Here is a 17,849-nt window from a genome sequence, read left to right on the forward strand (position 1 = left end):
TGCTCGGCATATGACCGTTGGTCGGGATTGAGCTGATCGGGAGGGATGATGAAACTGCTTTGCCTGCTGCCGGCCGCCATCGTGCTTGCCTCGACCTCTTGCGCGCTTGCAGACGGCGATGCGGTCGCTGGCGCCGTCGTTTTCAAGAAATGCGGTGCCTGTCACACTGCGACCGGGCCTGACAATCGGGTTGGCCCCTCGTTGATGGGGGTCGTCGGACGAGCCGTCGCAAGCAAGCCCGATTATGTCTATTCACCGGCGATGCGGGCATTCGGCGCCGACGGCAAGGTCTGGGATGAAGCGTTGCTGCGGAAATATCTGCCGGCGCCGCAATTCCTCGTCAAAGGCACCCGGATGACGTTCCCGGGTCTGAAAAGCGACAAGGACCTCGACAACCTGATTGCCTATCTGAAGAATCCTGCCGCTGCCCAATAGTTTTCGAGCATTTCCTTCGCCTCAGGAAGCGGCTAGTCTCGCGCCAGAGGTAGGGGAGGGAATGCTTTCATGGTCAGGCCTCATTCCTTCGATGGCATGCTCGATAAGGCGCAAGCGACGCTCGATGACGCCATGAACGACGCGAATTCGGCCGTGGCGACGCTCGCCGGCCACGCCAGGGAGGGCGAGCGCGTCGGGGTCGTCAATTTTCCTGTCGAAGAAGCGTCTGTCCGCGAAGCGATCGAACTGCTCGATCGGTGGAAATCAACCGCCCTGTCGCTGGTCAAAGAGCTGGATCATGCGACCGAGGAGGCGGACTTGCAGCATCGCAGATTGTTCAACGAGAAGGTTGGTCTTGAAAATGCAAGCCTGCTCAGCCGGACGCTCGCGCGTGGACCGATGAAGCCGGAGGCTATCATCGCCGATCTCGATACGATCCTTAACGTATCGGCCGAACTCGACCTTCTTTTCAGGCAGGCAAGACCCGTATTCTCCCGATGCTTTCATGACTGCGAACTACAGCTGGAAGGCGTGATCGAACGCCGGCGGAAGCTCGATTTCGATATAGAGGAGATGCAACGCAGGGCCAATGCCTTGGCGGAAAAGCTCATGTATCAGCGGCGCAACCGCCCATCCTCGCGCCATGCCGATCTGCAGTCCGAACTCGAAGGGGACTATCGTGCTCTGTTGCTGGAGCAGGATGATATTCGGCGGCAAGAACAGGAGCTTCAATCCCGCCGGACCGTGCGACAGCGTCTTATAGACATTTATGAAGGGCTGGCGGCTGCTCTGAATAGGCAGATAGCCGCCATCGGTGCTATGGCCGCTAAGCTCACCATCGATATCGAGCAACGGATTGCCTTGCTCAAGGCATTGGCGGCAGAAGCGGCGCCGGCATCGACCACGGTTTCGCGAACGGCAGCGGTTGAGAGCCTGATCCAGGCATTCGAGGCGAATGTGCTGGCGGGGCATGACCTCGCCGTGCGCAAGGCTCATGTCGATGCCGTCTTCAAAAGACGGCTGGAGCCGCATCTGCTCCCCGCATCCACTGACCCGAGCGGAGTGGCGGAAGAGGTGCAACCGGAGGGTTGATTGTCGTCCGTCATGGAAAATTCCAAGCGGACGGTTGTTGTTTTTCCCAAGAACACATATTTGCTGGAACGTGAATGGCGATAAGGACTTAATGATCCGAGGGCCGCGGGGATTTTCGCGACGTCCATTGCGCAGGTTTGGTGTGGTGCGTCCTTTGCGGGTCGGCGGGATGCGCGGTACGGTTTAGGAGGCGTGTCCATGCTTGACTCGATCACGGCGTTCTTCAAGCGGATCTGGGCCGCTATCGCACGCTGGCTAGGATTGGTTTTTGTCGGGCTTAGCTGGCCATTTCTTGCAGCGCATGGCTGGTATCGGCAGCGCAACTGGCTGATCAAGCTGCCGGTCGCCGCCTTCGTGACGCTGATGGCGCTGCTCTATATCTATTTCGTTTGGCAGACGCAGGTCTGGACAGGGTTCAATCCGGCCTATCCGGATGTCTATAAATTTTCCGAGCGCAAATATTCGGCCGGGCAAGAACTGCCTGCAACAGACGGCCAGCAGGCCGCGGCAACGGCGGCCAAGGCCTGCCAAACCTCGGCTGTCGTCGACGTTGCCACCGATCTGATCGATTTCAACGTCAACCAGAATGCCTGGATTTCCTCGATGCTGCTCTACAAGCTCGGCTTCTTCGGCATTTCGTGGGATGACACGCCCTTCCTCGACAACAAGGCTTCCTTCCAGCGGGGCATCAATTCTGTCGTTCGCCGTACCTCGGCGGAGCTGGTCGACACACTCGGCCGCGTGCGCGGAACATCCGGCATCAACAGCGATCTGCAGAAGGCGCGCGGCAACCTGCAATTCGATGAGTCCAGCTGGTATTTCGGCCTGCATCCCTTCGGACCGAAAACCCCGAGCCCAAGCTATTATCGCGCCGCGATGAGCAATCTGCGCAGCTTCAATAGCGACCTCGGCAACTGCAAGGCAATTTTCGACGGGCGCGCAGACAATCTTCTGCAGTTCGTCGACCACATTGCCAACGATCTCGGCAGCACGGCGGATATATTGGCCAAGAGAGCAGGGGATCACAGCTACGGCTGGCTGGATACGCGGGCTGACGATCGTTTCTGGTTTGCTTACGGGCAGCTCTACGCAAGCTACGGTATCCTGATGGCGGCTCGTTCGGATTTCCAGCAGGTGATCGCCGAGCGTAATGTCAGCGCGCTTTGGGCCGACGTCACGACGCAATTGCAGACTGCTTTGCGCATTCAGCCCTTCATCATTTCCAATGGACCCGAAGATAGCTCCTTCATGCCGAGCCATCTCGCGACCATGGGCTTCCATATTCTGCGGGTGCGTTCGAGCCTCGTTGAAATCCGTACGGTTCTGGGCGGTCGCTAAAGAAGAAGTGGACTGCCGTCCGTTCCGGCGCGGCAGGCGCACATAGACGCTTGGCCCGGTCGTCGGGCTCCGTACGGAGGTGCTTGAGTGAGGGCTCGCCTAGCTGATCAGCTTCAGGCGGATGGCTTTTGCGACAAGCTGTGTGCGGTTGACGCAATCGAGCTTCTTGATCGCATTCATCATATAGGCGTTGACCGTATGGTCGGAGAGGGTGAGGATCTGGCCGATCTCCACCGAGGTCTTCCCCTGAGCCGTCCAGCGAACCACTTCCAGCTCACGTGCCGAAAGCGAGTGTGGCGCGGCACTGTCGTTGCGCTTGAGGCAATTATAAGCATCGAGCGCCTGCAGCATGATCAGGGTGAGTTCGTTGATCTCGCTCTGGCCGAGACTGTTGCGATTGCCCATGAACCAGAAGACAAGGCGTTGACCATCCGGGGCGTTGACCGGAATGATGACGTTCATCGGGCAATTGTAGTTGATCAGGAGCGCGCGAAGTTCGCGCGGCAAATCCGCGTCGGGTTCGGCGTCCTTTTCCAGCAGATGCCAGGAGCGTGGCATGACCGAATCGCGCGTGCGCAACAGCATTGGACAACGGCGAACGAGCTGATGGCGATCGAATTCACGTACGAATTGAGCCGGCATCGTGCCTTCGATGAGCAACGGCGTCATCATCGTGTCGTCGGGAACCGGGGCGTTCATGAGAGCCATATGGCTGAAGCCAAAAGCTGACCCGGTCCGTTCCAAGGCCAGTGCAAAGGCCGCTTGTGTCCGAGCAGCAGCCAACTCGGCAGAAAGCAGCAATTGTCTCTCGGCAGTAATGATATAGGACATATGAGTTGAAGCGCCCACAGCGTGTTATCGTTATCAAATACCGGATTTAGGAGTGAATGCTAGACGCAAAAATATCACAGGACCAGAAATAATTTCATTTTCATATATTTTAATATTCAGGCATGCAAAACTACGCAAATCTTCGCCCAAAATGGTCATTAAGCGTAAAAATAGCGTTTCTGTTAGCCTAATTTCGACGGGGCCATACATTTTGCGTCGACCTCGGCAGTTGGGGAGCAACCCGGCGAAGCGCATTTGCCAGGTCAAAATGAGGTCTGAATGTGCGTTTTGAACAGGGCGATCCCGAGCTGGCAAGCAGCCGCGGCTTGATCCAAAACTGTCCCATGCTTCATGTTAGGATTAACCGTTTGTCACAGCATCAGTTCGGTTCCATCTCTCGTTCCTGAGGTCCGCCGGTGCTCAATTTTCTCGTCGCCAACTCTTGCATGGGTGCAAGCGGCCGGGAGTTTCGTCAAATGATGCGTTGCCGCATCGGCGCGCCTTGCGAAGGCCCAAAGCGGTTGCTATCGGTCTTGCCAAGGTAATCGCTTGCAGGCGTATGACTCATGAATTTTCGCTTCTTCCCGCAGCTTGCGGCGCGCTGCTGTCAAACGCTGTTGTGGTTCGTCACCGGCGTTTCGCTTCTGCTTGTTTCGCCTGCGCTTGCCGAAGCGGCTGGCGTTGCCAGCGGCACGCCGATGCGGTTCTTGCTCGTTCACGGCGAGATGGGCCAGTGCCGTGCCGATGATACATGTCCGGACTGGATCTCCGCCGAAGGGCAGATCATGGCAGATACGCCGCGGAAGCTGCAGAAAATCCTGAAACAGGTCGGCGATCGCAAGTTGCCCATAATCGTCAGTTCGCCAGGTGGCGATGTCAAAGCAGCCATGGAGATGGCTCGTATCATTCGGAAGCAGAAGCTTTCGATCGCAGTCGGGCGTACTCGCTCGCGGGCATGCCCCTATGCCGAGCCGATCTGCTCGGCAGCTTTTGCCAAGGACGGCTCGATAACAGGACAGCCATTCTCGGATGGCGCAATCTGCTTTTCGGCCTGCCCGCTGTTTTTTGCAGGCGGTGTCCAGCGCGTTTCCAGCCCCTTCGCGCTGCTGGGCGTTCATCAGATCACAACGACCTACAGCGAGGTGCGTGTCCAGTACCGCACCGAATATGAGATGGTGGATGGCAAGCGCAAGGTCATCTCCAAGAGAGAGATCGGCCGTAAATTCGTCGGCAAGTACGATACGACCAAGCTCGACAAGGCGCAGAGGGCGAGGCTGGTCAGCTTCCTCGATAAGATGGGCGTGGACCGGGGACTTGTCGATCTGATGCTTGGAACCGACCCGAACGGCATTCATCTGATTTCGCAGATGGACGCGTTGAGGCTGAGGCTGACGACGGAGCTCGCCGATGCCGATGCGCTGGTCTCGGCGCGCAACTGCAGGGACAATCAATCGATTTCCGATTGTGCCGCGCCGGCACCGTCGGCAGCTCCTGCGCCGATGACCAGCGCATCGGCAATGGCCGGCAAGTAGCCGCTGGCCCGGCGTCAGCTATCCTTGGCTTTGGCTTTCGCCATGATCTTTTCCAGGAAGCCCAGCAATAGTGCCGAGACGACAAAGGCAAGGTGGATGATCGTGAACCACATCAGCTTGGCGTTGTCGTATTGAGTGGCGTTCAGGAAGATCTGCAGCAGGTGGATCGAGGAAATGGCAACGATCGAGGATGCGACCTTGATCTTGAGGCTGCCTGAATCGAGCTTGCCGAGGAAGGAAACCTCGCCCTCCGCCTCGTCGAAGCGGCTGACGAAATTCTCGTAGCCGGAAATCATCACCATGACGATCAGGCTTGCCACCAGGGCGGCATCGATTAGGCCGAGGATCGCAAGGATCATGTCGGCCTCTTCATAGACCAGCACGTTGATTGCGACCTTGTAGAACTTGTAAGCGAACGAAACGGCGTAGACGGCGAGTGAGGCGGCAAGACCGAGATAGAAGATCACCAGAAGCCAGCGACTGGAGAGAATGATGCGCTCGACCAGCAATTCCAGGGACTTCATATCTTTTCCTTCTTCCGCGGTTTGATTGGACGCCGAAAATAGGCATGCCGGCATCGTGAGACAAGGCGGCGCGTTTCGATAGGGAGGGGCTTCGCCAACTATTCACACCCGAAACATATTGGTTTATCCCGACAGGGAAATGACCGTATGTTTGGGGGCGAGACTTATGGCGACGACAGTGGCATCCGATATCGAGATCGCGCGCGCGGCAAAGAAGCTGCCGATTATGGAGATCGGCGCGAAGCTCGGTATTCCGGCGGAAGATCTCGCACCTTACGGTTACGACAAGGCAAAGATCGGTGCAGCGTTCATTGCGGCACAGGCCGGCAAGAAGGACGGCAAACTGATCCTCGTCACGGCGATCAACCCGACGCCTGCGGGTGAGGGCAAGACCACCACGACGGTCGGCCTCGGCGACGGTCTGAACCGCATCGGCAAGAAGGCGGTGGTCTGCGTACGCGAGGCATCGCTCGGCCCATGCTTCGGCGTGAAGGGCGGGGCGGCCGGCGGCGGCTATGCGCAGGTTATCCCGATGGAAGATATCAACCTCCATTTCACCGGCGATTTCCATGCGATCACCTCTGCCCATAATCTGCTTGCCGCGCTGATCGACAACCATATCTATTGGGGCAACGAGCAGAATATCGATATCAGGCGCATCACCTGGCGCCGCGCAATGGACATGAACGACCGCGCATTGCGCGATATCGTCTCCTCGCTCGGCGGCGTTGCGAACGGCTTTCCGCGCGAAGGTGGCTTCGATATCACCGTCGCCTCCGAGGTGATGGCCATCCTTTGTCTGGCATCCGATCTCAAGGATCTGGAAAAGCGGCTCGGCAACATCATCATCGGCTATCGCCGCGACCGTACACCCGTTTATGCCCGCGACCTGAAGGCCGACGGCGCCATGGCCGTGCTCCTGAAGGACGCTATGCAGCCGAACCTTGTGCAGACGTTGGAGAACAATCCGGCACTGGTGCATGGCGGTCCCTTCGCCAATATCGCCCATGGTTGCAATTCGGTGATCGCGACGCGCACGGCACTGAAGCTTGCCGATTACGTGGTGACGGAAGCCGGATTCGGCGCCGATCTCGGTGCAGAGAAATTCTTCGATATCAAATGCCGCAAGTCCGGGCTCTCGCCGGATGCCGCCGTCATCGTCGCGACCGTGCGGGCCTTGAAGATGAATGGCGGCGTCAAGAAGGACGATCTCGGCAGGGAGAATGTCGAGGCTTTGGTGAAGGGCTGCGCCAATCTCGGCCGGCATGTCGCCAATGTCCGCAAGTTCGGAGTGCCTGTCGTCGTCGCAATCAATCATTTCGTTTCGGACACGGAAGCCGAAATCGAGGCGTTGAAGGATTATGTCGCCCGTCTCGGCGCCGAGGCGATCCTTTGCCGGCACTGGGCCGAGGGCTCGGCGGGCATAACCGATCTCGCGCACAAGGTGGTCGAGCTTGCCGAATCCGGCCAGGCGAAATTCCAGCCGCTCTATCCCGATAATCTTCCTTTGCTGGAGAAGATCGAGATCGTGGCCTCCAAGATCTACCATGCCGGCGAGGTGACGGCTGACAAGGCCGTGCGAGATCAGCTCAGGTCCTGGGAGGATCAGGGTTACGGGCATCTGCCGGTCTGCATGGCGAAGACGCAATATTCCTTCTCGACCGATCCGAATGTTCGGGGAGCACCCGAAGGCCATATCGTACCCGTTCGCGAGGTACGCCTTTCAGCCGGGGCCGGCTTCGTCGTCGTCATCACCGGCGAGATCATGACCATGCCCGGACTGCCGAAATCGCCGGCAGCCGAGAGGATTTTCCTCAATGATCAGGGCTATATCGAAGGACTGTTTTAAGTTCAGAATCCGATTCAACCGAGGCCATTTGAACTCAGAACCTCTGCCGGTTCGGCTCAACCTGCAGCAGAGTGTGATGCGGTTCAAGGGAGAAAAACCGCCCGTTCGCTTGACGCCACCGGCAACAGGATCGACAACGGACACCGACATCATCGGATGGAAGAGTGGAGGCAGATCGTGACTGCAGACAGCCGTGCCAGCTTGGACGATATACGCGCCTTCCATGCGAAAATGATGGCTGCCGCCAGCAACTCGGTGGATGAAAGGCTAGAGCGGGCCTTCCGCCAGGTGCCGCGCGAAGCCTTCATGGGACCGGGGCCTTGGCAGATCGTGGTCAAGGGACGCTATCTCGAAACGCCGAGCAGCGATCCTGCCTTTCTCTATCAGAATGTTCTGGTCTCCCTGGACAGATCGAAGGGCATCAACAATGGCGAGCCGTTTCTCCATGCCGCTTTCCTGGGTGCCGTCGCGCCCAAGCCCGGCGAAACCGTCGTTCAGATCGGCACGGGGACGGGATACTACACCGCCATTCTCTCAACGCTGGTGACACTGGGTGGGCATGTCCATGCCATCGAGATCGATGAGGTATTGGCCGGCCGCACGCGAGACAATCTCACCTCCTATAAAGACGTTTCCGTCATCTGTGCCGATGCGACTTCGTTCGAGCTTCCGGATGCCGATCTGATCTATGTGAGTGCCGGCGTGGTGGCGCCGCCGAAGTCATGGCTGCAGGCGTTGCGACCCGGAGGCCGGCTCATCGTGCCCTGGCAGGCGAATGAGAGGGTCGGGCTTGCCGTCATAATTACCCGCGAGGATACCGGATTCAGCGCTCGTGCTTTGATGCCCGCCTATTTCATCCCCTGCATCGGGGCATCCGATCCCATGCAATCCGCGAAAATTCCGAATGGCGGCGAGGCTCGCTCCATTCAGTCGGTTTGGCTCACTCAGGAGCGAGCGCCGGATGAAACGGCGGTGGCGATCTATAGAGACCTATGGTTCTCGAATGCAGGCCTCGGGGTATGACGAGGTTTAAAGGTCATCGTGGGACCAGGCCCACGACGCGTTTCTAGTGGCAGTAACGAAAGTCGCCATTCCTTTCGATGACGTCGAGATGAAAATGGGTCTCGTGGGCAGCGTCGCTTTCCGGGTCTAGAACCGTCGTGAAATAGAGGCAGGCAGACGCACTGGCTGCACGCTGGAATGCGCCTGTCAGCGTCGGATCTTCGCGGCGTGGCTCGATTGCTATGGTTTTGCCGTTTTCGAAGGTAAAACTCGCGATATCTATGGCGTTGCCGCGGGCATGCTCGGAGATCTTGCCGGTGGAAGCATTGTTGCGCAGCCGGCAGACATAGGTCGACGCCTGATTGATCGTGACGATCTTGCCATTGTCCAATGCCGCCGCTGATGGAATGACGCTTTCCTTCATCCATTGAGCCAAAGCGAGAGCGGCTTCGCAGCGCATTTTCCCTTCGGGCTTGAATTCTATGCCCGGCAGCGGAGAGCTAAGCGCGATCGGCTTGTCGATACCGCAGCCATTGCCATCGTCGATGCGGGCGATCTCTTTGAAAGTCGCTCCGATGGCGGTCAGCGCCTTCAGGCAGGCCTGATGCTGATCATCCGGTTCGGAAGCGATGGTCGGGGGCGGACGGGGAGGGCCTTGCATCTGTTGGCCGTTTGTCTGTTCCTCCGGCGGTGGCGCCGGCTTTTCTTCCGGTTGAGCCGTCGGCTTTTCCGCCGGAACGATAGGGCCGTCCGGTGATGCCGAGGGTTTTTCTGCCGGGATCGGCGCTTTGCCATCCGGCTGAACTTGTTCCTGATCCGGTTTTTGCTCGGGTATCGGGCCGGTCTGCGGGAGAGAGGCGGCCATGAAAAGGACGGCGGCGGAGACTAATGAAACAATTCTAAACAGCATCAAGTAATTCAGCCAATTCTAATGATGATGCCGATAGAACGCATGAGGCTGTCATTTCGTTGCAATTCAGCAACGTTCGCCTCTTGTCTTAAAAGGTGACAATTTTATTCATGATTAAGTGCGCCGAATATATTGACAATAATACTCATGTTTTTTATGCGGCAGAAAGAAGGCGGAATATTTCCGCCCGTTAACAAGATAACCTAGCCAGCCCCTTGCCTGCTTTCGACGCAGCAACCAGCCAGCCCGGTGAAGCAATTCGAAAGGAATGGTTATGGTTGTCCGGCGCTCACGCTCGGCCCTCTTGGCATGCACCGCGTTTCTCGCTCTCGGGCTGGCGACGACGTGTTTTGCGCAAACAGCCGCTCAAAATGAAGAGGCGACGGGCGAGGCCGCCAAGGGCGATCGAGTCACCAATCTGAAACCGATCGTTGTGAAGGGCAAAGGCAAGGCGAACAAGGATGTGCTTGCCGACTCTCCGACCACGAGCGAGACGACGGCCAAGGACATCGACGACCAGCAAATCACACGTATCGAGGATCTCGGCCGCAGCACCGAAGTCGGCGTCGGCTTCAACCGTACGACCGGCGGCGTCAATATTCGCGGCCTTGGCGACGACCGCGTTTTGACCACCGTCGATGGTATCCAAATTCCTTTCCTTCTTGATGCTTCACGCGGCAACGCTAGCGGAGCCAATAATGGTGGCAATGGTGGCGTCAACAGCTTCGATTTCAATGCGCTTTCGAGCGTCGATATCGTGCGCGGTGCAGATTCAAGCCGTGCCGGCTCAGGCGCTCTCGGTGGTGCCTTCGTGCTTCGCACTCTGGAGCCGGAAGATCTGATTGCGCCCGGTTCTACCTGGGGCGGCGTCTTCAAGTTCGGCTATAATGGCGACGACCGGAGCATTGGCGGTTCGGCCGCTGTTGCCAAGCGCATCGACAATACCGCCGTTCTCTTCCAGGGCGGCTACACGCATGGTCATGAGCTTGAGAACAATGGCGATGTCGGCGGCTACTCAACCAAGCGTACCCAGGCAAATCCGGCCGACTACAATCAGAGAAGCGGCCTGTTCAAGATCCGTCAATATACCGACGTCGGTACCTTCGGCATCACGGCCGAGCACTACAACAAGGATAAAACCACCGATCTGATGACGCTGCAGAGCCCGACCGGAAACTTCCGGCCTGGCAATTACAACGGGACAGACAATGTCGAGCGCAATCGCGTATCGCTCGATTACAAATATGAGGCCGAGAGTGCCGATTCGCTGCTTGATACCGCCAATGCCGTTTTCTATTGGCAGAATCTTCTGCGTGAAGGCGGTGTGGAAGGTTATCGCTACACATCCGTCATCGGCGACTATTGGCGCCGCAATGAAATGGAAGATCGCAGCATCGGCTTCGCCGGCAACGCATCGAAGTCTTTCGATACCGGCAGCCTGCATCACCAAATTACTTTTGGACTCGATGTCGCCTTCGACAAGGTTCACCAGTATTCTGCCGGCAAGGATAGTTGCGACAATCCGCGCTGGCGCGCCTCCTGCGCTTTCCTGCACACCAACCAGTCCGATATGCCCGATGTCGACGGCAAGCGCGTCGGCGTCTTCATCGACGACAAGATCGAGTTGGGCTCCAGCAACTTCTATCTGACGCCGGGTCTGCGCTTCGATTGGTATGATTACTCGCCGAAGAACACCGCTGCCTATCGCGACAGCGCCAACTATAATGGCTTGCCCTCCGGGCAATCCGACAGCCGCTTCTCGCCGAAGCTGCGCGCCTCCTATCAGCCGCAGGACAATCTCGAGCTCTATGCACAATGGGCGATGGCCTTCCGTGCGCCCAGCGTCAGCGAACTCTACGTCAACTACGGCGTGCCCGGCGGTTATGTCACCTACGGCAATCCCGACCTGAAGCCCGAGACCAGCAACGGCATCGAAATCGGCACCAACCTCGGCGATGACGATTTCGGCGGCCATATCGGCGCCTTCTACAACAAGTACGAGAACTTCATCGACACGCTAAATTATCGCGACCCCACAGGCACCTATCCGCTCGGGATCACTGAATACTTCAACCGCGCCAATGTCCGCATGTTTGGTGTCGAGGTCAACTCGCACAAGACGTTCGACAATGGCATCCACGTCAAGGGCTCGTTTGCCTATGTCAACGGCAAGGATTCCGATACCGGCCAGTGGATCAACTCCGTCGCTCCGGCCAAGGCGGCCTTCACTGTCGGCTATGCGACCGAAGTCTGGGGAACGGACCTGACTTTCATCACCGCGGCGCGCGAGGCGAAGAAGACAGGCGATACGCTGCAAACCCCTGCCTACGGTATCTTCGATCTCACAGCCTGGTGGGAACCGGAGCAGGTGAAGGGCCTTAGCATTCGCGGCGGCGTCTACAACATCTTCAACAAGACCTATTACGACGCTCTCAACGCACCGTCCTATAGCGGCACGCTGACCCAGCCTGCTTCCTATTATTCCGAACCCGGCCGGACCTTCAAGCTGACGCTGACGCAACGGTTCTAAGCCGTTACATCGATGCAGCAAACTTGGGCGATGCTTCGGCATCGCCTCTTTTTTGCTCTCCCGCGTGGCATCGGGCGATCTGCGCAATTGTAAATGGCAGCGTTCGATGCTATTTGAACAACGCAGTCTTTAACCGTCGAGAAAAGAGAGGAGGACCGTATGACCAAGATAGTCTGGCATATTCGCCAGTTCGGTCCGACTCGTGCCCTGCAGATGCGTTTGCAGGGCTGATCAGAGGCTGTTTCTCACTCAATCCTTCTGGTCTGCCCTTTGGGCGACGCGAGCTCGCGCATCTGTGTGGCCGCGTCATGACATGTTTTCGAGCATTGGCCTGCTTGGGCCATCGGCATCGGCATAACGTGGCAAAAGGAGCCGCCGGCGATGTCTTGAGATGCTCGATCGAGACCGGAAAAGACCATGACTCTGATCAATCTCCGCAATCTGGGCGTCACCATGAGTGCGCCGCTGTTTTCCAATCTTAACTTCACCGTCGATGCCGGTGACCGCGTCGGCATCGTCGCCGCGAATGGACGCGGGAAGACCACGCTGCTCAACTGCATCACGGGCAGGCAAGAGCCGACCACAGGTGAGATCACCCGCGCTCGGGGCTTGCGCGTCGGCTATGTCGAACAGAACGTGCCGGCGAACCTGCTGGACGTCTCCTTCTATGATGCCGTTATGCGCGCTTTGCCCAAGGAGCAAGTCGCGAGCGAGAGCTGGCGTGTCGACGTCACTCTCGATTCGCTTGATGTACCTGATGCGATGCGGGAGAGGACGTTGGCGCAGCTCAGCGGCGGCTGGCAGCGGCTTGCCATGCTTGCCCGGGTCTGGGTGACGGAACCCGACGTGCTGCTGCTCGACGAGCCGACCAACCATCTCGATCTCGCCAAGATCGCACTGCTGGAGGATTGGCTGAATGCCTTGCCGCGCGATGTGCCCGTCATCATCGCCAGCCACGACCGCGCCTTCCTCGATGCCGTCTGCAATCGAACCCTGTTCCTGCGCCAGGATCAGTCGCAAACCTATGCGCTGCCGTATAGCAGGGCGCGTGCGGCGCTGGACGAGGTCGATGCCTCGGATGAGCGCCGTTACCAAAAAGAGATGAAGACGGCGCAGCAGCTGCGCAAGCAGGCGGCCAAGCTCTACAATCTGGGCGTCAATTCCGGCAGCGATCTCCTGACGGTGAAGACGAAGCAATTGAAGGCGCGGGCCGAGAAGCTGGAGGACAGCGCGAGACCGGGCTACCGTGAGCGTTCCTCCGGCTCGATCAAGCTCGCCAATCGTGGCATCCACGCCAAGGTCCTGCTGACGCTGGAGGATGCCTCGGTGACGACGCCTGATGGTACGTTGTTATTCAAGACCGGCCAGCAGTGGATTTGTCAGGGCGACCGCATCGTGTTGCTCGGGCAGAATGGTGCCGGCAAGACGCGGTTTGTCGAGATGATCCGTAGGGCGATCGCCGATCCGTCTGCCGGCGGCCCAATCAAGCCGACGCCGTCTCTAGTGCTGGGTTACAGTGATCAGGCGCTCTCCCATCTCGGTGAAAAGGATACGCCGCTCGGCATGATCACGCGCTTGTTCGAGCTCGGCGAACAACGCGCCCGCACGCTGCTGGTCGGTGTTGGCATCGGTATCGACATGCAGGGGAAGGAGATCGGCCGTCTGTCTGGCGGGCAGAAGGCGCGGCTCGCCATGCTGGCGCTGCGGCTGACCAATCCAAACTTCTACCTGCTGGACGAGCCGACAAACCATCTGGATATCGACGGCCAGGAGGCGCTGGAGGGCGAACTGACGGCAAATGAGGCGAGCTGCCTTCTCGTCTCGCATGACCGTAGTTTCGTGCGATCGGTCGGCAACCGGTTCTGGCTGATCGACCGGAAGCGGCTGGTCGAAGTGGATGGTCCGGAGGAGTTCTTCGAGGCGGCGAGAGGGCAAGCGTGAGGAGGACGGAATCTTCAGGCGGCCGATGGGTGCGAAAACAGATTGGCCGCCATGAAATCCACAAAGGCACGTATCTTCGGGGACAGGTAGCGGCTCGTGGGCCACAATACGCGAAAGATGCCTGTCTTCGCGATATGGTCGTCGAGCAGCGGCACAAGCCGGCCGTCGGCGATTTGCGTGCTGACGGCAAAGGGCGGCAGGCATGTGATGCCGAAGCCGTTTTCGGCTAGGTGGATGAGCGGTTCGATGGCGCTGGCGATCGTCATCGTCGGCAAAGCGAGCCGCAACTCCTCCCCATTGCGCACCAGAGGCCACGGCTCCAGCTTGCCCGTGCTGGGATAGCGATGATGCAGGCATTTGTGCTGAAGCAGGTCTTCAGGTGCAAGCGGGATTCCTTCCGCTTTCAGATAGTTGGGTGCGGCGACGATTTGAAAGCGGAATGTACCGAGCTTGCGGCTCATCAGCCTCGTATCCCTGACATCGCCGGTTCGGATGACCGCATCGAATCCCTCCTCGATCACATCGACCAGCCGATCGGTAAAATCCAGATCCAGCGTGATATCGGGATAGGTGCGCATGAAGGCCGATATCGCCGGCATCAACAGCATTCCGGCTAGGGGGAGGCTGACGCGAAGGTGGCCGCGAGGAGCCGCATGCGATTTCGAAAGCTCCGCCTGAGCCGTATCCAGCTCTGAGATGATGCGCCGACAGGTGTCGAGAAAGACGCTGCCTTCTTCGGTCAAGGTCATGCTGCGGGTCGAGCGGTGAAAGAGGCGAACGCCCATCTCCCGCTCCAGGCGGGCGATTGCCTTGCCGACGGCGGAGCTCGAAAGGCCGAGCCGTCGCGCGCCCTCAACGAAGCTGCCGCCTTCCGCCGTCTGTACGAAGATCCCAAGCGTTCCAAGCCTATCCATCGTCGCTCCGATTACGGAATATAATTCCGATCTTATGAGAATACCGGATCATTTATCCGCTATCTCACTCTCGATATCCAGTGCCGGTGCGGCACATGAAGCCGCTTTTTCGAAAGGAACCGCAATGGATACGATTTCCGCCCATTTCACCGCCCAGCCGCAGCCGACCACCTTCATCGTCAATGTCATCCACGTTCATCCCGGCAAGCAGGAAGAAGCCTTCCGCGTGATCCAGGATGTTGTTCACTATGTCGCCGAACGGAAAGAAGAATTCCTCTGGAGCAATCTTGCCAAGAGCACGGACGGCCTGACGGTTGTGAATATCGAAGCCATCAAGGGCGCCGGCAATGTCGACGAATTCTTCTCCGATCCAGTTTTTGTCGAGAAATTCCGCAGGCTCGATGACGTTTCGACAAGTGAATTCCACACCTACACCGTTGGCGATCTGGTTTTGCCGAAGCTCGGCGGCGGTGAAGGCGCCAGTGTCTAAGGCGTTGTAATCGATAGCAAGCAGATGCCGCCTCTTCGTTGCCGGAAACTTTCCTTCCATCTTCCGCTTGCGCATCGCGGCATCTCACGCTAACAATTCCCGCCATGAACACGTCCTTGAACAACATTGCAGTTTGGTGGTGGGCACGCTGAGGCGGCCTCGACCAATCGTGTTCAAAGACGACGAGTGAGCCGCCCGAGATTTCGAGGCGGCTTTTTTGTTATATTGGCCGCCTGTCATCCGGGCCCGACAACGGAGTGAGGAACAATGGTAACGATCCTTCGGGATGATGGTGCGGAAATCTACGAGACGAAGGGCGGTATCACTGTCACTCGGCAGCGCCGGCCGACGCCCTATGCGGATGCGGTTTCATCCTATATCGACAAGCTCGATGAGCGCCGCGGCGCCGTCTTCTCCTCCAACTACGAATATCCGGGCCGCTATACGCGTTGGGATACCGCCATCGTCGATCCGCCGCTCGGCCTGTCCTGCAACGGGCGCGATGTCTGGATCGAAGCCTATAACGAGCGCGGCGAAGTCATTCTCGGCTTCATCGCGGAGAAGCTGAAGACCGTTTCCGAGGTGGTGCTTGGCGCCTCGGCGCCGCGCCGGCTCGATCTCACGGTCAAGACGCCGGATCGTGTTTTCACCGAGGAAGAGCGCTCGAAGATGCCGACGGTCTTCACCGTACTGCGTGCCGTGACCGATCTCTTCTACTCGCAGGCGGATGCCAGCATCGGCTTCTACGGCGCCTTCGGCTACGATCTGGCCTTCCAGTTCGATGCGATCGATCTGAAGCTCAAGCGCCCGGATGACCAGCGCGACATGGTGCTCTACCTGCCGGACGAAATCCTGGTGGTGGACAACTATTCCGCCAAGGCATGGATCGATCGCTACGACTTCGCCAAGGGCGGCGTGTCGACGGAAGGCAAGTCCGGCGAGATCGCGCCCGAGCCGTTCCGCCATACCGATGCGATCCCGCCGAAGAGCGATCATCGCCCTGGGGAATATGCCGAACTGGTGGTCAAGGCGAAGGAGAGCTTCCGCAAGGGCGATCTTTTCGAGGTCGTGCCCGGCCAGAAGTTTATGGAGCGCTGCGAGAGCAAGCCGTCCGATATTTCCAAGCGCTTGAAGGCGATCAATCCGTCGCCCTATTCCTTCTTCATCAATCTCGGCAATCAGGAATATCTCGTCGGCGCTTCGCCTGAAATGTTCGTGCGTGTATCGGGCCGCCGCATCGAAACCTGCCCGATTTCGGGGACGATCAAGCGCGGCGACGATCCGATCGCCGATAGCGAGCAGATCCTGAAGCTTCTGAATTCCAAGAAAGACGAGTCGGAACTCACCATGTGCTCCGACGTCGACCGCAACGACAAGAGCCGCGTCTGCGAGCCGGGTTCGGTCAAGGTCATCGGCCGCCGGCAGATCGAGATGTATTCGCGCCTGATCCACACGGTCGACCATATCGAGGGACGCCTGCGCGACGACATGGACGCTTTCGACGGCTTCCTCAGCCACGCCTGGGCCGTCACCGTCACCGGCGCGCCGAAGCTCTGGGCCATGCGCTTCATCGAGAACCACGAGAAGAGCCCGCGCGCATGGTATGGCGGCGCGATCGGCATGGTCGGTTTTAATGGCGACATGAACACCGGCCTGACGCTGCGCACCGTCCGCATCAAGGACGGTATTGCCGAGGTGCGGGCCGGCGCGACGCTGCTCAACGACTCGATCCCCGAGGAAGAAGAAGCCGAAACCGAACTGAAGGCCTCCGCCATGCTTTCCGCCATCCGTGACGCCAAGACCGGCAATTCCGGCAAACAGCAACGCGACGTCGCCTCCGTCGGCAAGGGCGTGAAGATCCTGCTCGTCGACCACGAGGACAGCTTCGTTCACACGCTTGCCAACTATTTCCGCCAGACGGGCGCGACGGTCTCGACCGTGCGTACGCCAGTGCCGGAAGAGGTCTTCGACCGGCTCGATCCGGATCTCGTCGTATTGTCGCCGGGTCCCGGCAATCCGAAGGATTTCGATTGCAAGGCGACGATCAAGAAGGCGAGGGCGCGTAATCTGCCGATCTTCGGCGTCTGCCTGGGCCTGCAGGCGCTGGCCGAAGCCTATGGCGGCGAGCTGCGCCACCTGGCGATCCCGATGCATGGCAAGCCCTCGCGCATCCGCGTGCTGGAGCCCGGCCTGGTCTTCTCCGGCCTTGGTCGCGAAGTGACTGTTGGCCGCTACCACTCGATCTTTGCCGATCCGTCGAGCCTGCCGCGCGACTTCATGATTACCGCCGAGAGCGAAGACGGCACGATCATGGGCATCGAGCATGTGAAGGAGCCGATCGCGGCCGTGCAGTTCCACCCGGAATCGATCATGACGCTCGGCGGCGATGCCGGCATGCGGATGATCGAGAATGTCGTGGCGCATCTGGCGCGGCGGGTGAAGACGAAGGCCGCCTGAGGCG

General features: G+C 58.8%; 14 protein-coding genes. 10 read left to right on the plus strand and 4 right to left on the minus strand.

Annotation, left to right across the window (positions count from 1 at the left end):
* The first annotated feature begins 48 nt into the window (after positions 1-48).
* From FBZ97_RS03120 to FBZ97_RS03130, 3 genes are all read left to right on the plus strand, one after another.
* Positions 49-435, plus strand: a complete 387-nt coding sequence (locus tag FBZ97_RS03120) for a cytochrome c family protein (protein WP_145317555.1) — start codon at positions 49-51, stop codon at positions 433-435.
* 69 nt (positions 436-504) lie between these two features.
* On the plus strand, positions 505-1,527 hold the full coding sequence (locus FBZ97_RS03125) for a hypothetical protein (protein ID WP_145316476.1): 1,023 nt from the start codon (positions 505-507) through the stop codon (positions 1,525-1,527).
* A 198-nt stretch (positions 1,528-1,725) separates the two neighbouring features.
* Entirely contained in the window at positions 1,726-2,865 is a 1,140-nt protein-coding gene (locus FBZ97_RS03130; protein ID WP_113332198.1) for a DUF2333 family protein, read from the plus strand.
* A 99-nt stretch (positions 2,866-2,964) separates the two neighbouring features.
* Here the strand turns inward: FBZ97_RS03130 and FBZ97_RS03135 are convergent, their stop codons facing one another.
* Positions 2,965-3,696 carry a LuxR C-terminal-related transcriptional regulator gene (locus tag FBZ97_RS03135; protein WP_145316478.1) on the minus strand — a complete coding sequence of 244 codons (732 nt, stop codon included), beginning with the start codon at positions 3,694-3,696 and terminating at the stop codon, positions 2,965-2,967.
* 566 nt (positions 3,697-4,262) lie between these two features.
* Between FBZ97_RS03135 and FBZ97_RS03140 the strand changes: the two genes are divergently transcribed.
* Positions 4,263-5,228, plus strand: a complete 966-nt coding sequence (locus FBZ97_RS03140) for a hypothetical protein (RefSeq protein WP_145316480.1) — start codon at positions 4,263-4,265, stop codon at positions 5,226-5,228.
* Positions 5,229-5,242: 14 nt separating this feature from the next.
* Here the strand turns inward: FBZ97_RS03140 and FBZ97_RS03145 are convergent, their stop codons facing one another.
* The gene (locus FBZ97_RS03145; RefSeq protein WP_113332201.1) at positions 5,243-5,752 is read right to left on the minus strand and encodes a TIGR00645 family protein; all 510 of its coding nucleotides are present in this window, start codon (positions 5,750-5,752) and stop codon (positions 5,243-5,245) included.
* A 166-nt stretch (positions 5,753-5,918) separates the two neighbouring features.
* On the opposite strand from FBZ97_RS03145, the gene FBZ97_RS03150 reads away from it, so the two are divergent.
* Together FBZ97_RS03150 and FBZ97_RS03155 are read left to right on the plus strand one after the other, a co-directional pair.
* Positions 5,919-7,601 carry a formate--tetrahydrofolate ligase gene (locus FBZ97_RS03150; RefSeq protein ID WP_145316482.1) on the plus strand — a complete coding sequence of 561 codons (1,683 nt, stop codon included), beginning with the start codon at positions 5,919-5,921 and terminating at the stop codon, positions 7,599-7,601.
* A 177-nt stretch (positions 7,602-7,778) separates the two neighbouring features.
* Positions 7,779-8,624 carry a protein-L-isoaspartate O-methyltransferase gene (locus FBZ97_RS03155; RefSeq protein WP_145316484.1) on the plus strand — a complete coding sequence of 282 codons (846 nt, stop codon included), beginning with the start codon at positions 7,779-7,781 and terminating at the stop codon, positions 8,622-8,624.
* A gap of 43 nt (positions 8,625-8,667) precedes the next feature.
* On the opposite strand, the gene FBZ97_RS03160 is transcribed toward FBZ97_RS03155, so the two are convergent.
* Positions 8,668-9,513: an extensin family protein gene (locus FBZ97_RS03160; protein ID WP_186449437.1), complete on the minus strand. Its 846-nt coding sequence runs from the start codon at positions 9,511-9,513 to the stop codon at positions 8,668-8,670.
* Between the two features lie 274 nt (positions 9,514-9,787).
* Between FBZ97_RS03160 and FBZ97_RS03165 the strand changes: the two genes are divergently transcribed.
* Together FBZ97_RS03165 and FBZ97_RS03170 are read left to right on the plus strand one after the other, a co-directional pair.
* Complete coding sequence (locus tag FBZ97_RS03165) at positions 9,788-12,043, plus strand: TonB-dependent hemoglobin/transferrin/lactoferrin family receptor (RefSeq protein WP_145316488.1); 2,256 nt, start codon at positions 9,788-9,790, stop codon at positions 12,041-12,043.
* 417 nt (positions 12,044-12,460) lie between these two features.
* Entirely contained in the window at positions 12,461-13,984 is a 1,524-nt protein-coding gene (locus FBZ97_RS03170; protein ID WP_145316490.1) for an ABC-F family ATP-binding cassette domain-containing protein, read from the plus strand.
* Positions 13,985-13,998: 14 nt separating this feature from the next.
* Here the strand turns inward: FBZ97_RS03170 and FBZ97_RS03175 are convergent, their stop codons facing one another.
* Positions 13,999-14,898, minus strand: a complete 900-nt coding sequence (locus FBZ97_RS03175; protein ID WP_145316492.1) for a LysR family transcriptional regulator — start codon at positions 14,896-14,898, stop codon at positions 13,999-14,001.
* A gap of 124 nt (positions 14,899-15,022) precedes the next feature.
* Here FBZ97_RS03175 and FBZ97_RS03180 point away from each other — a divergent pair, with 124 nt between their 5' ends.
* Both FBZ97_RS03180 and FBZ97_RS03185 read left to right on the plus strand, forming a co-directional pair.
* On the plus strand, positions 15,023-15,388 hold the full coding sequence (locus FBZ97_RS03180; protein WP_145316494.1) for an antibiotic biosynthesis monooxygenase: 366 nt from the start codon (positions 15,023-15,025) through the stop codon (positions 15,386-15,388).
* 267 nt (positions 15,389-15,655) lie between these two features.
* Positions 15,656-17,845 carry an anthranilate synthase gene (locus FBZ97_RS03185; protein WP_113351827.1) on the plus strand — a complete coding sequence of 730 codons (2,190 nt, stop codon included), beginning with the start codon at positions 15,656-15,658 and terminating at the stop codon, positions 17,843-17,845.
* Positions 17,846-17,849: the final 4 nt, after the last annotated feature.

Source organism: Rhizobium sp. ERR 942, from assembly GCF_007828395.1.
Lineage (GTDB): Bacteria > Pseudomonadota > Alphaproteobacteria > Rhizobiales > Rhizobiaceae > Rhizobium > Rhizobium dioscoreae.